The sequence below is a fragment of the Thermoactinomyces sp. DSM 45891 genome (assembly GCF_900119485.1).
Lineage (GTDB): Bacteria > Bacillota > Bacilli > Thermoactinomycetales > Thermoactinomycetaceae > Baia.
The window spans coordinates 44,973-59,929 of the sequence record NZ_FPJZ01000010.1; the positions used below are offsets into that span (position 1 = coordinate 44,973).

The following is a 14,957-nucleotide window of genomic DNA, read 5'->3' on the forward strand; positions in this document are numbered from 1 at the left end:
TTTTCCTGTTAGATAGGATCAAAAATACACACTATAAAAATTTCGATTATTCCTCCTTTGTTATTTATTTTTATAACAATAACATTTTCATTAAGAAAAATGAACGAAATTACATAAATACCATAAATAAAATGAGCGTACGAATATGCAAATCGATACGAGACATACCCAACCTGGGCACATTGTGTATGCTTTCTATTCATCACGCACATCATAATCTTGTGGCGGTGATGCATATGAAAATGAGACAGTTGCGCTTTCTACGTGATCAGAAACGGAAGAAAATATTAGAGCAACATAGTAAAAAGAAAGTGGAAGAACGATCTGAAAATAAAGGTATTTCCAAGAACCTGGGTGAGAATCTGGATTTTCTAAAGAATGTATTTGGAAACTCGACCGATATTATAACGCGGACGTTTACGATGAAAACACCAGAGCATTCGACGGGTGCGGTTATTTATATCGATGAAATGGTGAATAAAGATATCACTCATAACTATATTTTGAGGCCTTTAATGCAAGAGGAAATAAAGGATCAAACGGATATTTGGAAAAATATCGTCCAGAAGTTGATCGAAGCGGGCGAGGTCAAGGAAATCACGAAGATGAAGGATGTCATCAACGGGATTTTAAGTGGTGACACGATTTTCTTATTGGAAGGGACAACCCGAGCTCTCGTTATTGGAACGAAGGGTTGGGCAACGCGGAGTGTCGGGGAACCGCGTGCGGAGTCTGTAGTGAGGGGTCCGCGTGAGGGTTTAAGTGAAACGTCTACTTTTAGTCTGGCTATGATTCGGCATCGGTTTAAAGATCCAGATCTTCGGATCCAATCCTTTGTGATTGGAGAGCGGACACAAACGGCTGTTTCTCTTCTATATGTAGAGGGTTTAACGAATGAGCAGATCGTGGAGACAGCTAGAAATAGGTTAAAGGATATCAAGATTGATGGGATTTTAGAAACAGGGTATCTGGAGGAATTTTTGCAGGACCAAACATGGACACCGTTTCCACAAATCCAAAACACAGAGCGCCCGGATTCGGTAGTGGCACACCTTCTAGAGGGAAGAATTGCGATTTTGGTAGATGGATCTCCTCATGCTTTGATTGCTCCTGCTGTTTTTACTCAATTCTACAATAGTCCAGAGGATTATTATGAGCGTTATCTTATCTCGAGTTTTTTAAGACTGATTCGTTTATGTAGTTTTGCCATTGCCTTGTTATTGCCTGCTTTTTATATCGCCTTTGTCTCGTTTCATCCGGAGCTGATTCCAGACCAATTATCGATTGCAATGGCCGCAGGAAGGGCATCTGTTCCTTTCCCGTCTATTGTGGAGGCACTGGTGATGGAAGGAAGTATCGAGGTGCTCAGGGAGGCAAGTATTCGTTTGCCGGGACCGATTGGGCCCACTATCGGCATCGTAGGGGGATTAGTAATCGGTACTTCAGCCGTACAAGCGGGCCTAGTTTCGCCAGCGATTGTAATTGTAGTTGGGATGACGACGATTAGTTCGTATGCCAACCCTAGTTATAACGCGGCGATTAGTATTCGTTTGCTGAGATTCCCACTCATGATTGCCGCTTCCATATTAGGGTTGTTTGGTATTATGATTTCTCTTATGCTGATGGTTCTGCATATGGTTCAGATTCGTTCATTTGGTGTACCGTATATGACTCCATTTGCTCCGTTTCGTCGTGGGGCAATCAGAGACACCTTAGTACGGGTTCCGTGGAAATATATGAATACGCGTCCTAGTTTCTTGAAGCCACAAGATCGATATAGACAGAAAAACCAGAGTTCAGAAGAAGCAGTGAAGACAGGGAGGGATGCATCCAATGACACCAAATAACTCATCACACTCTCCTGCTTCTAAGAAGGTCGATCATCAAGGCAGTCTTTCTTCTTATCAGATCTATGTTTTGATTATCCTTTCTATTATTGGAGCGCCTTTACTGAACTTTCCCCGCTTTGTAGCAGCGGAAGCAGGAGCGGATGGAGTCTGGTTGAGTGTGATCTCAGGATTGCTAGTTACAGGTTTCGTTTATATGGTCAGTAAGCTATGCCAACGATTTACAGGCCAAACCTTTGTACAATTTATCCCGGAAATTTTTGAAACGAAGCGGATGAAGTGGATTGGTAAGGGAATTGCTAGTTTGATTATTATTTGTTTTGCGTTGTACTGGATGAATCAGATTTCGTTTCAAGTGCGGCTATTTAGTGAAGCGACAAATACTACATTGTTGCCTAAAACACCGATTGAAGTTACGATTCTGACATTATTGCTGGCGTCTACCTTCGCTTCTTATTCTCGGCCGGCAGTGATTGGGATGCTAAATGAATTTTTATTTCCGATTATCTTACTTCCCTTTTTATTACAGTTATATGTTGTGTTTAAAAAAGGGGAATGGGTTCATCTATTTCCTCTCCTCCAAAGTGATTGGAGGGGATTGGGAAAAGGGATATTATCAAACGGCTTAGGGTTTTCTGGATTTGAAGTATTGTTTTTAATAATGGGCTACAGCCAAAAGGTGGAGCATTCTGCTAAGGTGAGTGCTAAGGCCATTCTGACTACTACGGTTTTACTGTCTAGTACCATCATTGCCCAATATCTTGTTTTTGGAGTAGATGCATTATCTAAAAATCTATGGTCGGCCCTCGATTTTTACAAAGAGGTGAGGCCTGAGTTGTTAGTCATCGAGCGAATTGAGGCATTTGTGTTAGGAATTTGGGTCGTGATCGCTTTTATTGCAATTACAAATTTACAGTTTGCCTTAGTTCGTACCATCTGTGAAGCATTTCAAGTAAAAGAAGAACAAACCAAGTATGTGGCTTGGGCATTACTTCCTTTTTTCTATGGTGGAGCGATGGTTTCAGAAAATATAAGTGATTTCTTCACCAAGTTTCAAGAATACAGCTATATTGGCTTTGTTTTTTCAATCGTGGTACCAATCGTTTTATTTTTACTGGCGATCATTCGTCGTAAGAAAATCCCGTCTAAGAAAAAAGACCAGAAAGGAGAAGAAAATCATCATGCGACATCTTCCTAAGATCATAATTCTCACGTTGATTTTCCCTCTTTTGGCTGGTTGTTGGGATAGGAGAGAGATAGAGGATCGGTTATATGTATCGGCTATTGCTATTGATAGTACAGAGGATGATGATATAGCAGAGATTAGTGTTCAAATCCCAATTCCAAATCAAGTAGTGGGAGGAGGGGGCGGTGGTCAAGCGGAAGGAGGGAAAGGGCCGAGTGGGCCGTTTGAACTACTGTCCGGAGTTGGAAAGACGTATTCGGAAGCTATGCATCAAATTGTTGTCTCTTCTAATGATCCATTATTCTTTGGGAATATGCAGGTGATTATGATCTCTGAAGAACAAGCTAAGAAGGGGATCGAGCGCTTTATGGATGCGATTAAACGTACTTCCGAAGTTCGACGCCAATTGTATCCAATTGTAGTGAAGGGAAAAGCAAAAGATGCGCTTAATGTGAAAGTGCCATCTGAAGAGATTCCAGTCAATTACATACGAGGAATGTTGCGTTCTGGAACGAGAAATGGCATTTTTGCCGATATTACACTTGGACAACTTCTAATTGATATGGGGCTTCCGGGGTGTCAATTTCCTATTATGAATTATATGGAGCCCACGGAAGGCGGGTATAAGTGGGATGGGATCGCTGTATTTAAAGGAGAAAAAATGGTTGGAGCCATCCAGGGAAGAGAAGATGTTGCCGGCGTCCTTCAAGTTAGAACCAATCAAAAAGGACATGTGGTAATCGTACCACGTAAGGATGGCATGATCGCATTTCATCCTTATAGTAGCAAACGGAAGATTAAGGTGAATCCAGATGGTTCCGTGGTCATTGACATAGATGTGACTGGACTGATTCAAGAGAAAACATCCACAGATGATTTATCAAAAACGGAAGTGCTACAGGATGTTAGTAATCAAGTATCAACGATCTATCAAAGGCAGATGAAAGGTTTAGTTAATCATTCTCAAAAAGAGTTAAAGGCAGATGTTTTTAATTTAGGAGAGTATGTGAGAGCGTATCAACCGAAATTTTACAATAGCATCAATTGGCAAGAGGATTATCCGGACATCCCCATTACAACCAAGTATCATGTAACCATTCATCGGTATGGAATTAGCTCAGACTAACTTGTCAAAAATTCGAAACAAGAAGGGCTGAAAAAGGGGGTTATTTCCTTTTCTTTCCCGTTATGGATTGATATAATAGGGAAAGTTTTTTAAAGGATAATGAAGAACAATTTGAGGAAGATCTGGTGAAAAAGTTTATGAAACCATTTGCATATGATTTGGATTTACCTAATTGGAAAGATTGGATGAAAGAGCATGGTGAGCCAGAGTTCCGCGCTGGACAAGTAATGGATTGGTTATATGGAAAACGAGTGAATTCGTTCGAAGAGATGAGCAATCTTTCTAAGAAGCTCCGTGATAATTTAGCAAATGCATTTGAGCTACAACCATTAAAAATTATTACTTCTCAAGAATCGCAAGATGGAACGATTAAATTTTTATTTGGATTAGTGGATGATCACGCGATTGAAACAGTGGTTATGCGCCATAATTATGGTGTAAGTGTTTGTGTAACGACTCAAGTAGGTTGTCGGATTGGTTGTACATTTTGCGCCTCTACTCTGGGGGGGTTGAAGCGGAACCTAACAGCGGGTGAGATTGTGGCTCAAGTGATAACTGCCCAAAAAGCACTTGATGAATCCGAAGAGCGAGTGAAGTCGGTTGTGATTATGGGATCTGGTGAACCGTTTGAAAACTATGAGCCTACGATTCAGTTTGTTAAGATTATCAACTCACCGAAAGGGCTAAACATCGGGCAACGTCATATTACAGTGTCGACCAGTGGTGTGGTTCCGAATATTTATCGTTTTGCTGATGAAGGTTGGCAAGTAGGACTAGCCATCTCCCTACATGCTCCTAATCAGGATTTGCGTTCTAGTTTAATGCCGATTAACCGTAGACATCCGTTGGCAGAATTATTGGATGCTTGTTGGTACTATCTACGGACGACTGGCCGCAGGCTCACATTTGAATATGCTCTTATTGGTGGAAAAAATGACCAATTGGAGCATGCACATGAACTAGGGAAATTATTACAGGGGATGAACTGTTTGGTAAACTTGATTCCTGTCAACTATGTACCAGAGCGCGATTTTACACGGACCTCTCGTAATCAAATTTTCGAGTTTAAAAAGGTATTGGATTCATATAAAATCAATACGACGATTCGCCGTGAGCAGGGGCACGATATAGATGCTGCTTGCGGACAGTTGCGTGCGAAGCACAATAAGTTAGTCTAACTTAACCCAAATCGTTTACAATATAATATAGAGTTAGAGTACCCTGAACGAAGGAGGAGATTGTAGCTCCTATCTTCTTCTTCCATTTTCAAAACGATAGAAATGAAAGGTATTTCTTCACATATGGTTCACATGAATTTAGGAATGCCGATGGGAAAGGGGTAAGCCGCAATGGAGATTGCACACCGAACAAATGTCGGTCTCGTGCGTGACTTAAACGAGGATAGTGCTGCTCTTGTCCGCCGTGAAGATGGGTCAGTACTTGCAATTGTGGCAGATGGCATGGGTGGACATCAAGCTGGTGAAATTGCCAGTCAGACAACAGTCAAGGTAATTGAATCCATCTTACAAAGTAAAAATTTCCACTCCACAGAAGAGCGGACCGATTCCATACTAAGTGCGGTTGGGAAAGCAAATGCCGAAGTATTTTATCTATCTCAAAATAATGAGCAATATCAAGGAATGGGCACTACAGTTATAGCGGGTATTATGGATTCATGTGAGGTCGTATTGGGACATGTAGGGGATAGTCGGGCTTACATGTTACATAAAGGTGGCCTCTATCAGCTAACAGAGGATCACACATACGTGAATTTGTTACAAAAATATGGGCAAATCACGACAGAAGAAGCAAAGAATCATCCTCAACGAAATATGGTCGTTAGAGCGATCGGCACCGCTGAGGACGTTGAGGTGGATCTCATTCACACTCCCTGGAACCCAGATGATATGTTGCTTTTATGTTCTGATGGCTTAACTGATATGGTGGCCGAACGCGAAATCGGATTAGTTTTATCAAGCGAGATAACGATTGAAGAAAAAGCTGATGAGCTAATTCAGCAAGCCATCCAAGCGGGTGGCAAAGATAATATTTCCGTAATCCTACTAAAGAATACAGAGATATTGTAAATAGGCTGAGGAGGAGCAAGGTAATTATGCGGATGGAAGGGAAGAGACTGAGTGGTCGTTACGAGATCCTAAATAGGATCGGTGGCGGTGGGATGGCAGTCGTATATAAAGCTAAAGACATGTCTCTTCATCGTAATGTAGCAGTGAAAGTGCTCAGCGAATCGCTCAGTAATGATTCAGAGTTTATTCGTCGCTTTAGTCGGGAAGCTCAAGCAGCAGCTAGTTTGTCTCATCCGAATATTGTAAATGTTTACGATGTGGGCCAAGACGACTATACGCAATTTATCGTAATGGAATTAATCGAAGGTCCAACGCTTAAACAACATATTCAAGAACAAGGACCTCTTTCTGTAGAAGAAGCAGCGGAGATCGCCATTCAAATCTGTGATGGCTTATCTAATGCGCATGATAACGGTATTGTTCACCGAGATATCAAGCCACATAACATCTTACTCGGTGGGAATGGCCGAGCAAAAGTAACCGACTTCGGGATCGCGAGAGCCGCAAGTTCCTCAACGATTACCCAAACAGGATCGGTTATGGGATCCGTACACTATTTCTCACCTGAACAAGCACGCGGCGGAGTGATTACCGAGAAATCAGATATCTACTCTCTCGGTGTTGTGTTTTATGAAATGCTTACAGGAAAACTTCCTTTCGATGGTGATTCTGCGATTGGGATTGCCCTGCAACATTTACAAGAACCCGTGCCAGATCCAAAAGAGCTCAATCCAGACATTCCCGATAATATCGTAAAAATCTTGCTCCGTTCGATGGAAAAAGATCCGGAGATGAGATACACGTCGGTAAGAGCGATGATGCAAGATATTCGCTACGCGCTCCAAATCGGACATCGCAATGAATTTACTTGGGGCAATAGCAAGGAAAAGTCACGGACGAAAGATTTCTATGCAACCGTTCCATTGACAGGTGATACGAACTTTTCAAACGATCAATCCGAAACCGATTCGATACCCAAGAGCCGTAATAAATTCCGTGGTGGTAGTGAGCTACAGGACGACGGGCGGAAATTTGATCGTCCCGCTACAGGGAAGTTTGGACTAACGAAAAGTCGAATTGAAGGACTTCGTAACATCCCCGTTGGAGAACAGACCGTTCTTCAAAAAACAGTTGTCTGGCTAGACGACGTGCAACAAAAGCTACCATGGTGGAAAAAAGCAATCTTCGGACTCATTAGCATCGTACTCATCTTCACCCTCGCCTTATGGCTCTTTAACACGGCTATCGGATTCCTCGGTCAAAATAATAAAGGTGGTGCGGCTCCCGTATCCGAAGGCAGTTCTCAGTCTCAAGAGAAAGAGCAAAAGAAGGCCACTGATTTTAAGGGAAAGCCTTTTAGTGAGTTACAGAAGTGGGCGAAAGCTAACAAAGTCAAGATTGACGGAACGCAAAACTTTAAGACAAGTGATGAACCGAAAAATACAGTGCTTGAGGTTGAGCAAAAAGGTAATTCGATAACGGTTACGTTAAGTCTTGGACCTAAAGGTGGAATGGATACTGTTCCGGAAGAGATTATAGGTGTTTATCAAAGCAGTGTTAAAAACTGGGAAAGTAGATACAATATTATAATTCAAAGTGATAACAGCCACTGTGGAAATGATACGTCTGGAAGAACTTCCCACGGTCAAATTATGGCAACTGAGCCTGCCCCGGGACAGCCGATTCCAGCAGATCGTAAAGTACGAGTATGGATAAATGTTCAAAAGAAATGTTCAGTGGATCCGCCTTCTCAATGATGTTACTCCGTTAAAAGAGTAAAGGATAGAATGATTTTTCACTCACAAGAGGTTGCTTCCGTCTCATAACAGACAAAGGCAACCTCTTATTATATAGTGTGTATAACCAATGGATATATTTCTAATTATGATATTTCATACCGCTTTTAATAATGACTGTTGATTATTTTGTAGACGGGAAATGAATAGTGGTATGTTAGAGTTTAACTAGAGTCGACGAGTTATCAAAATAGTAATAGTAAATGTACAGATTAGGTTCATAATAGGAGGTATGTATGCCATCAGGTCAAATTATCAAAGCAATCAGCGGATTTTACTATGTTCGAACGGAGCAAGAAGAACTTTATGAATGCAAAGCCCGTGGTGTATTCAAATTTGAGAAGAAAAAATGTAAGCCACTAGTAGGAGATTATGTACAGTTTGACGAAACAGATGCGGGTAAAGGATACATAACCGCAATCGAATCACGGCAAACCGAGCTAGTACGCCCTGCCATTGCCAACGTGACGCAGGCAGTAGTTGTTTGCTCACTTCGTGAGCCTTCGTTCCAACAGATGCCATTAGACCGCTTCTTAGTCCATGCGGAATATGCTGGACTCGAAATCGTGGTTGTACTAACGAAACTAGATTTAGTAGAAGACCCAGCTGAACTAGAAGCGATTCGTGCTCGTTACGCACCTACAGGCTACCCTATCGTGGCTACCAGCATCGAAACGGCTGATGGGATCGAGCAGATCAAGCCATACTTAAAAGATCAGACTTCCGTGTTTGCAGGACAGTCTGGGGTAGGAAAATCATCTTTGCTTAACAAAATCATCCTGGATCGTGAGCTGGAGACGGGCGCAGTAAGCCATAAAATTGGTAGAGGACGACACACCACCCGTTCCGTGGAAATCATTCCACTTGAAACGGGCGGATTAGTGGCAGACTCTCCTGGATTTAGCCAGCTTACCTTCGACGGCATGGAACCTGTGGACCTCGGACATTGTTTTCCTGAGTTTCGCGAGAAGGCGAACGGATGCCGTTTTCGTGGATGTCTACATGTAAATGAACCAAGCTGTATGGTGAGGGACGCGGCGGAGACAGGCGAGATTGACCCAGAACGCTATGAACACTATGTAACATTTTTAGAAGAGATCAAAGAACTTCAACTTCGGAGGTACTAACATGAAGATTGCACCATCGATTTTATCAGCAGACTTTGCTAATTTAGAGCGAGATATACGACTGATTGACCAAGCGGGAGCAGATTGGATTCACGTAGATGCGATGGATGGTCACTTTGTGCCTAATATTACGCTTGGGCCACTTGTGGTAGATGCGATTCGTCCTCATACGAACTTACCGCTTGATTGTCATCTCATGATTGAAAATCCAGACCAGTATATTCCGGCTTTTGCGAAGGCAGGAGCTGATTTCATTACGGTTCATCAGGAATCATGCCCTCACCTTCATCGTACGATTTACCATATTAAAGAATGCGGAGCAAAAGCGGGAGTGGTACTGAATCCAGCTACGCCTGCATCTACTATTGAATCGATTCTACCTGATGTGGATCTTGTATTATTAATGACTGTTAATCCAGGATTTGGCGGGCAGAAATTTATCCATTCCGTTCTACCAAAAATCCGTCAAATACGGGATATGGCCAATCAATTAGGAATAAACTTGGATATCGAAGTAGATGGCGGTGTGAATAGAGAGACAGCCGGGTTAGTGGCAGAAGCAGGCGCAAATGTGCTTGTTGCAGGATCGGCCGTGTTCGGTGAAAAAGATCGTGCTCGCGCTATTAGGGAGATTCGCGATGCGGCTTTATCGGGCTCTAAGTAAGGAGTGGAGCCAATGAAGCGAGTTGTCGTGATTGCGGGGGGAGAAGTGACCCCTGAAGATTTACACCTCATCCGAGCAGATGACTTTCTTATTACAGCGGATGCAGGAGTTGAGCATCTACTTGATCGAGGAATGCGCCCTCATTTAGCTGTGGGGGATTTTGATACCACGAAGCAAGACTATCTATCCCAGCTCCAAGAATTGCAGATTCCGTATCGTACATTGCCATGTAAAAAGGATGTCACGGATACGCATTTTGCTCTAGAAGAAGCAGTTAAGTTACAGCCCAGTGAGATTTTACTGCTAGGAGCACTAGGTGGATCTCGATTTGATCATGCTCTAGCAAATCTATATTTGTTAGAGTGGCTGGCTACTACATCTATTTCTTGTACGCTTGTTTCGGGAAAGAATCAGGTTCGATGCTTAACTGGTCCAACGACGGTTCGCCTAACGAAAGGGGATACTCAGTATATGTCCCTTTTGCCGTGTAGTGATCAAGTTGTTGGGGTCACTTTAAAGGGCTTTCGTTACCCTCTAAACGATGCTACCTTGATTCGTGGAGGCAGCTTAGGTGTAAGTAATGAAATCGCTCAGGAATCGGGTGAGATTACGATCCGCTTGGGTAAATGTTTTTGTATACAAAGTGCTGATCTCCAACTTTCCTAAGGGAATTTTCTTTCTTTGTTCTAGGTACATAATAGTGAGGATAGAATATAAATAAGTGATGACACGATGGGGCTCGTCATCGTGCGGATCCAAACGCTAATAGAACAAGGAGGGAATCGGGGTGAAGTTCTATACCATCAAGCTTCCGAAATTCCTCGGTGGGATGGTCAAGGCATTGATCGGGGTATTTAAAAAAAGCTGATAGAAATAATCTGATAGGGAATTATAAAGATACAAAAAAGCACCCGTATAATCGAGTGCTTTTTTCAATATGGATTGGGCGCTAAAAAACCCACGATATCTACACGCGGGTTACTTTGCCAGATTTTAAAGCTCTGGTGCTTACATAAACGCGTTTTGGTTTACCATCTACCAAGATGCGCACTTTTTGAACGTTCGCGCCCCATTTTTTACGACTTTTACGGTTAGAGTGGCTAACTTTGTTTCCAGTAGAGCCTTGTTTACCAGTAATAAAACAACGACGAGCCATTTTTGCACCTCCTACCTGAACCATCACAATCACGTACGATCGGTCGGTATAAATCACCATGCAATTCTAACACACATGCCTTTTCTCTGCAAGGCAGTTTCTATTATTGAATTTGCTAGATGCGAGTATAATAGCAGATGAGGCTTTTTCTCTTTCTTTATCAAGAGGGTTGTTGTAAAATTGTCCTAGTAAAAACGCCTGAGAAACCTTCTTCAAGGAGGAGTAGTCATGAGTATTGATGTTTCGACCAACCTAGGTCAAATCGAAGTTTCCAATGATGTTATTGCTACTATTGCAGGGATTTCTGCGATGGATTGCTATGGACTCGTAGGAATGGCTTCCCGTAAACAAATTAAAGATGGAATTGCGGAATTGCTCGGTCGAGAGAATCTCAGTAAAGGTATCGAGGTTCGTCAAGAAGAAAATGAACTGATCGTCGATATGCATATTATTGTGGGTTATGGCACGAAAATCTCCGTGGTAGCACATAATGTGCAAGCAAAAGTGAAATATACTTTAGATCAATTAGTAGGAATTAAAGTAAACTATGTAAATGTCTTTGTTCAAGGTGTTCGATTGGTGAATGAAGAGTAAGGAGGAGCCCAGTTGGCACAACGCGAAATTGTTGCAAGTCTGTTTTTACAAATGATGCGTGCGGGCGCGAACAATCTTAATCGTAACGTTGAGATGGTAAACGCCCTCAACGTTTTCCCTGTTCCAGATGGTGATACTGGAACCAATATGAGTTTAACGATTACATCTGGTGTAAAAGAGATGGAGAAGTTTGCACATGAAGAAAACATCGGGAAACTAGCGGAAGCGCTTGCAAAAGGATTACTGATGGGTGCAAGAGGAAATTCTGGTGTTATTTTGTCTCAGCTGTTCCGTGGGTTTTCAAAAGCACTAGCAGGCAATGAAACGATGAGCCCTCGTCAGTTAGCAGAAGCGTTTCAACGAGGAGTGGAAACGGCATATAAGGCAGTTCTCAAGCCAGTTGAAGGAACGATCCTCACGGTTGCTAGGGAAGCGGCAGAGGCCGGTGGGAAACGTTCTCGGAGTACAAACGATCCGATTGAAGTATTAGAAGCGGTTGTAAACGAAGCAAAAGCCACTCTAGACCGTACACCTGATATGCTTCCGGTATTAAAGCAAGCGGGGGTTGTGGATGCGGGTGGAGAAGGCCTGTTGCTAGTATATAAGGGAATGCTCTCTGTTTTAACAGGCGAAGTGGTTGTAGATCAAGCAGCAATCCAAGAGAATCTTCCTAGTTTAGAAAGTTTAGCTGAAATGGCTCATGATAATGCACAAGCGAAAATTGATCCAGCTACGATTGAGAATGGCTATTGCACCGAGTTTATGGTGGATTTACAAACAACTCGTCGCCCGGTAGATGCATTCTCTGAAGGAGAATTTCGCGAAGAGCTATCTCAGTTCGGGGATTCCCTCTTAGTGATCTCAGATGAAGAGCTTGTAAAGGTGCATATTCATGCCGAACACCCAGGTGATGCTCTTAGTTATGCTCAAAAATATGGTGATCTCATTAAGATCAAGATTGAAAATATGCGTGAACAATATGCAACAGCAACGGAAGGGCATACATCTACTCATTCTCATGGCAAACAAGTAGAAAATCCAGTCATAGAAGTAGAAAAAAAGCCATATGGGATTGTATCAATCGTGGCAGGCTCTGGAGTAGCAGATATTATGCGTAGTCTAGGAGTCGATGTAGTCATCGAGGGTGGTCAAACGATGAATCCAAGTACGGAAGATATCGTCAAAGCGATTGGCCAAATCCATGCTGAGCATATAATCATTCTGCCAAACAACAAGAACATTATTTGGACTGCAGAACAAGTTGGCGATGTAGTGGACGTGCCTGTAACGGTTCTTGCTACTAAGACGATTCCCCAGGGCTTAGCTTCACTGTTGGCATTTGATAAGGATGCTACTTCTGAGACAAACAAAATGAATATGACCTCTGCTTATCAGGCTATCCGGTCCGGTGAGCTTACTTATGCCGTGCGTGATACGCAGATTGATGAGCATCAGATTAAACAAGGTGATTATCTAGGGATTACAGAAGGTAAGATTGAGGTAGTGGGGAAAGATTTGATGGATACTGCCTTGACACTGTTAGATGAGATGGCAGTTGATGGAGCAGATGTAGTTACTGTTATTTACGGGCAAGATGTTTCTACCGATCAAGCAGATGAGCTAACAAAAAGGCTGGGAGACGCATACCCGGATGTAGAGATTGAGGTTCATGATGGGGGACAGCCACTCTATTACTTCTTATTTTCTGTTGAATAGCGAGGTGCCTTATGGGTCAGGTATATGTAATTTGTGATAGCGCAGCTGATTTACCTCAAGAGTTAAGGGAAGAGCTTGGAATCAGTCTTGTTTCGATCCCGTGTCATATTGAAGGAACAACGTATTATGATGGTGTTGACATCTTTGCTGACCAGTTTTATGCAAAACTAGCAGAGTGCAAGGAGATTCCATTTACTTCTCAGCCTTCGCCGATGGATTATGTAAATGCATACCAGAAGGCGATTGATGAAGGTGCGAAGAAAATTTTTCTCGTTTCTCTTTCATCGGGTTTAAGCGGATCTTATCAAACTGCTGTTCTCGCTTCTACTATGCTGGAAAATCCAGATGTGGAGATTGAGATATTTGATTCTCGCTCTGCTTCTTTAGGAAGTGGCTTACAAGTCATTGCAGCTGCTCGTGCGGCAAAGGCGGGTAAGTCTCTAGAGGAAATCAAGGAGCTTTTGGAATCAAATCGTGAGCATACTTCTATTTTTTTCTTAGTGGATACATTGGAATATCTTCAAAAAGGTGGACGAATCGGGAAAGCATCGGCGGTTGTCGGCTCACTTTTGAACATTAAACCCATTTTGTCTGTAAACCAAGAAGGTGTTGTCTATGCGGTAGATAAAGTTCGGGGAAAAAATAAAGCGTTTGAACGATTATTTGGACTTATCAAAGAGCAGATTCAATCAGGAGCTGTATCGGTTGGGGTTATGCATGCACGCAATCCAGAGGAAGCTGATAAGTGGGTGCGACGAATCGAGCAGGAGTTTGAAGTGAAAGAACTAATTTTGACGGAAATCGGTCCGGTTATTGGAACGCATGCAGGGCCAGGTACTGTTGCGATCTCAGTAGCACCGTATCTAGAAGTCTAACGAGGTTCTATGATGAAATCCCTTGTACCTTTTTTCATGGTCTGATACATTTGTTAATAATTAGGATTTGGTAAGAGGATTTTGTAGATCTTAGATGGATAGGGTGCGATTGCATATGAAATATCGTACAGTTTTCGATATCATTGGGCCTGTTATGATCGGCCCTTCTAGCTCACATACAGCAGGCGCAGCAAGGATTGGTAGAGCGGCACGCACCATGTTTGGGAAGATGCCTCAGCGCGTTATCATCATTTTGTATGGCTCTTTTGCAAAAACGTATCGGGGTCATGGAACCGATATCGCCCTAGTAGGGGGATTGCTTGATTTTGATACGTTTGATACACGTATGGCTGAGTCCTTAGATATTGCCAGTGCAGAGGGGATGGATGTCGAGTTCATCGAGTCGGATGAACTGACAGATCATCCGAATACGGCTCGTCTGATTCTTCAAGAGGGTGACCATCGCTTAGAAGTGGTCGGCATCTCAATTGGCGGTGGGAAGATGGAGATTACGGAACTAAACGGCTTCCAACTCAGTTTATCGGGAAATGCTCCTGTTTTGTTGGTCTACCATCACGATCAACATGGAGCGGTCGCCGCTGTGGCTACGATTCTAGCCAAGCATGAAATTAATATTGGATATATGCAAGTATCTCGTAAAGAAAAAGGGTCTCAAGCATTAATGTCGATCGAGACAGACCAAGTTGTGGATGAATCACTCCAAGAAGAGATTCGCAAACAACACGGCATGCTTTCAGTCACCGTTCTTTCATAAATCATAAC

Annotated in this window: 15 protein-coding genes; 14 read left to right on the top strand and 1 reads right to left on the bottom strand. The window is 42.7% G+C overall.

The window, feature by feature from the left end; translation table 11 throughout:
* Positions 1-236: 236 nt before the first annotated feature.
* From BT147_RS09490 to spoVM, 10 genes are all read left to right on the top strand, one after another.
* Positions 237-1,847, top strand: a complete 1,611-nt coding sequence (locus tag BT147_RS09490) for a spore germination protein (protein ID WP_286119302.1) — start codon at positions 237-239, stop codon at positions 1,845-1,847.
* On the top strand, positions 1,834-3,045 hold the full coding sequence (locus tag BT147_RS09495) for a GerAB/ArcD/ProY family transporter (RefSeq protein WP_072334211.1): 1,212 nt from the start codon (positions 1,834-1,836) through the stop codon (positions 3,043-3,045). The genes BT147_RS09490 and BT147_RS09495 overlap by 14 nt, the downstream gene beginning before the upstream one ends.
* Positions 3,029-4,159, top strand: coding sequence for a Ger(x)C family spore germination protein (locus tag BT147_RS09500; RefSeq protein ID WP_072334214.1), 1,131 nt, complete (start codon positions 3,029-3,031; stop codon positions 4,157-4,159). Before BT147_RS09495 ends, BT147_RS09500 begins: the two co-directional genes overlap by 17 nt.
* Positions 4,160-4,296: 137 nt before the next feature.
* Positions 4,297-5,337 (top strand): dual-specificity RNA methyltransferase RlmN, encoded by a 1,041-nt coding sequence (rlmN, locus tag BT147_RS09505; protein WP_072334217.1) that lies wholly within the window; start codon positions 4,297-4,299, stop codon positions 5,335-5,337.
* A 171-nt stretch (positions 5,338-5,508) separates the two neighbouring features.
* On the top strand, positions 5,509-6,246 hold the full coding sequence (locus tag BT147_RS09510; RefSeq protein ID WP_072334220.1) for a Stp1/IreP family PP2C-type Ser/Thr phosphatase: 738 nt from the start codon (positions 5,509-5,511) through the stop codon (positions 6,244-6,246).
* A gap of 32 nt (positions 6,247-6,278) precedes the next feature.
* Positions 6,279-8,003, top strand: a complete 1,725-nt coding sequence (gene pknB / locus BT147_RS09515; protein ID WP_083426493.1) for a Stk1 family PASTA domain-containing Ser/Thr kinase — start codon at positions 6,279-6,281, stop codon at positions 8,001-8,003.
* Between the two features lie 275 nt (positions 8,004-8,278).
* Positions 8,279-9,169: a ribosome small subunit-dependent GTPase A gene (gene rsgA, locus BT147_RS09520; protein ID WP_072334226.1), complete on the top strand. Its 891-nt coding sequence runs from the start codon at positions 8,279-8,281 to the stop codon at positions 9,167-9,169.
* A gap of 1 nt (position 9,170) precedes the next feature.
* A complete protein-coding gene (gene rpe / locus BT147_RS09525; protein WP_072334246.1) occupies positions 9,171-9,833 on the top strand; it encodes a ribulose-phosphate 3-epimerase in 663 nt (220 codons plus the stop codon).
* A gap of 12 nt (positions 9,834-9,845) precedes the next feature.
* Positions 9,846-10,499, top strand: a complete 654-nt coding sequence (locus BT147_RS09530) for a thiamine diphosphokinase (RefSeq protein WP_072334249.1) — start codon at positions 9,846-9,848, stop codon at positions 10,497-10,499.
* 121 nt (positions 10,500-10,620) lie between these two features.
* Complete coding sequence (gene spoVM / locus BT147_RS09535; RefSeq protein ID WP_131848127.1) at positions 10,621-10,701, top strand: stage V sporulation protein SpoVM; 81 nt, start codon at positions 10,621-10,623, stop codon at positions 10,699-10,701.
* Positions 10,702-10,800: 99 nt separating this feature from the next.
* Here spoVM and rpmB read toward each other — a convergent pair whose 3' ends face one another.
* The gene (gene rpmB, locus BT147_RS09540) at positions 10,801-10,989 is read right to left on the bottom strand and encodes a 50S ribosomal protein L28 (protein WP_072334255.1); all 189 of its coding nucleotides are present in this window, start codon (positions 10,987-10,989) and stop codon (positions 10,801-10,803) included.
* A 228-nt stretch (positions 10,990-11,217) separates the two neighbouring features.
* Between rpmB and BT147_RS09545 the strand changes: the two genes are divergently transcribed.
* From BT147_RS09545 to sdaAB, 4 genes are all read left to right on the top strand, one after another.
* A complete protein-coding gene (locus BT147_RS09545; RefSeq protein WP_072334258.1) occupies positions 11,218-11,583 on the top strand; it encodes an Asp23/Gls24 family envelope stress response protein in 366 nt (121 codons plus the stop codon).
* A gap of 12 nt (positions 11,584-11,595) precedes the next feature.
* On the top strand, positions 11,596-13,299 hold the full coding sequence (locus tag BT147_RS09550) for a DAK2 domain-containing protein (protein WP_072334260.1): 1,704 nt from the start codon (positions 11,596-11,598) through the stop codon (positions 13,297-13,299).
* A gap of 11 nt (positions 13,300-13,310) precedes the next feature.
* Entirely contained in the window at positions 13,311-14,174 is an 864-nt protein-coding gene (locus BT147_RS09555; RefSeq protein WP_072334263.1) for a DegV family protein, read from the top strand.
* 115 nt (positions 14,175-14,289) lie between these two features.
* Positions 14,290-14,949 carry an L-serine ammonia-lyase, iron-sulfur-dependent subunit beta gene (gene sdaAB, locus BT147_RS09560; RefSeq protein WP_072334266.1) on the top strand — a complete coding sequence of 220 codons (660 nt, stop codon included), beginning with the start codon at positions 14,290-14,292 and terminating at the stop codon, positions 14,947-14,949.
* The last annotated feature ends 8 nt before the right edge of the window (positions 14,950-14,957 follow it).

Coding starts and splice junctions, on each gene's coding strand:
- BT147_RS09545 (WP_072334258.1), top strand. CDS start 11,218: ATGAGTATTGATGTTTCGACCAACCTAGGTCAAATCGAAGTTTCCAAT.
- rpe (WP_072334246.1), top strand. CDS start 9,171: ATGAAGATTGCACCATCGATTTTATCAGCAGACTTTGCTAATTTAGAG.
- pknB (WP_083426493.1), top strand. CDS start 6,279: ATGGAAGGGAAGAGACTGAGTGGTCGTTACGAGATCCTAAATAGGATC.
- rpmB (WP_072334255.1), bottom strand. CDS start 10,989: ATGGCTCGTCGTTGTTTTATTACTGGTAAACAAGGCTCTACTGGAAAC.
- BT147_RS09510 (WP_072334220.1), top strand. CDS start 5,509: ATGGAGATTGCACACCGAACAAATGTCGGTCTCGTGCGTGACTTAAAC.
- BT147_RS09490 (WP_286119302.1), top strand. CDS start 237: ATGAAAATGAGACAGTTGCGCTTTCTACGTGATCAGAAACGGAAGAAA.
- BT147_RS09555 (WP_072334263.1), top strand. CDS start 13,311: ATGGGTCAGGTATATGTAATTTGTGATAGCGCAGCTGATTTACCTCAA.
- sdaAB (WP_072334266.1), top strand. CDS start 14,290: ATGAAATATCGTACAGTTTTCGATATCATTGGGCCTGTTATGATCGGC.
- rsgA (WP_072334226.1), top strand. CDS start 8,279: ATGCCATCAGGTCAAATTATCAAAGCAATCAGCGGATTTTACTATGTT.
- BT147_RS09500 (WP_072334214.1), top strand. CDS start 3,029: ATGCGACATCTTCCTAAGATCATAATTCTCACGTTGATTTTCCCTCTT.
- BT147_RS09530 (WP_072334249.1), top strand. CDS start 9,846: ATGAAGCGAGTTGTCGTGATTGCGGGGGGAGAAGTGACCCCTGAAGAT.
- BT147_RS09495 (WP_072334211.1), top strand. CDS start 1,834: ATGACACCAAATAACTCATCACACTCTCCTGCTTCTAAGAAGGTCGAT.
- rlmN (WP_072334217.1), top strand. CDS start 4,297: ATGAAACCATTTGCATATGATTTGGATTTACCTAATTGGAAAGATTGG.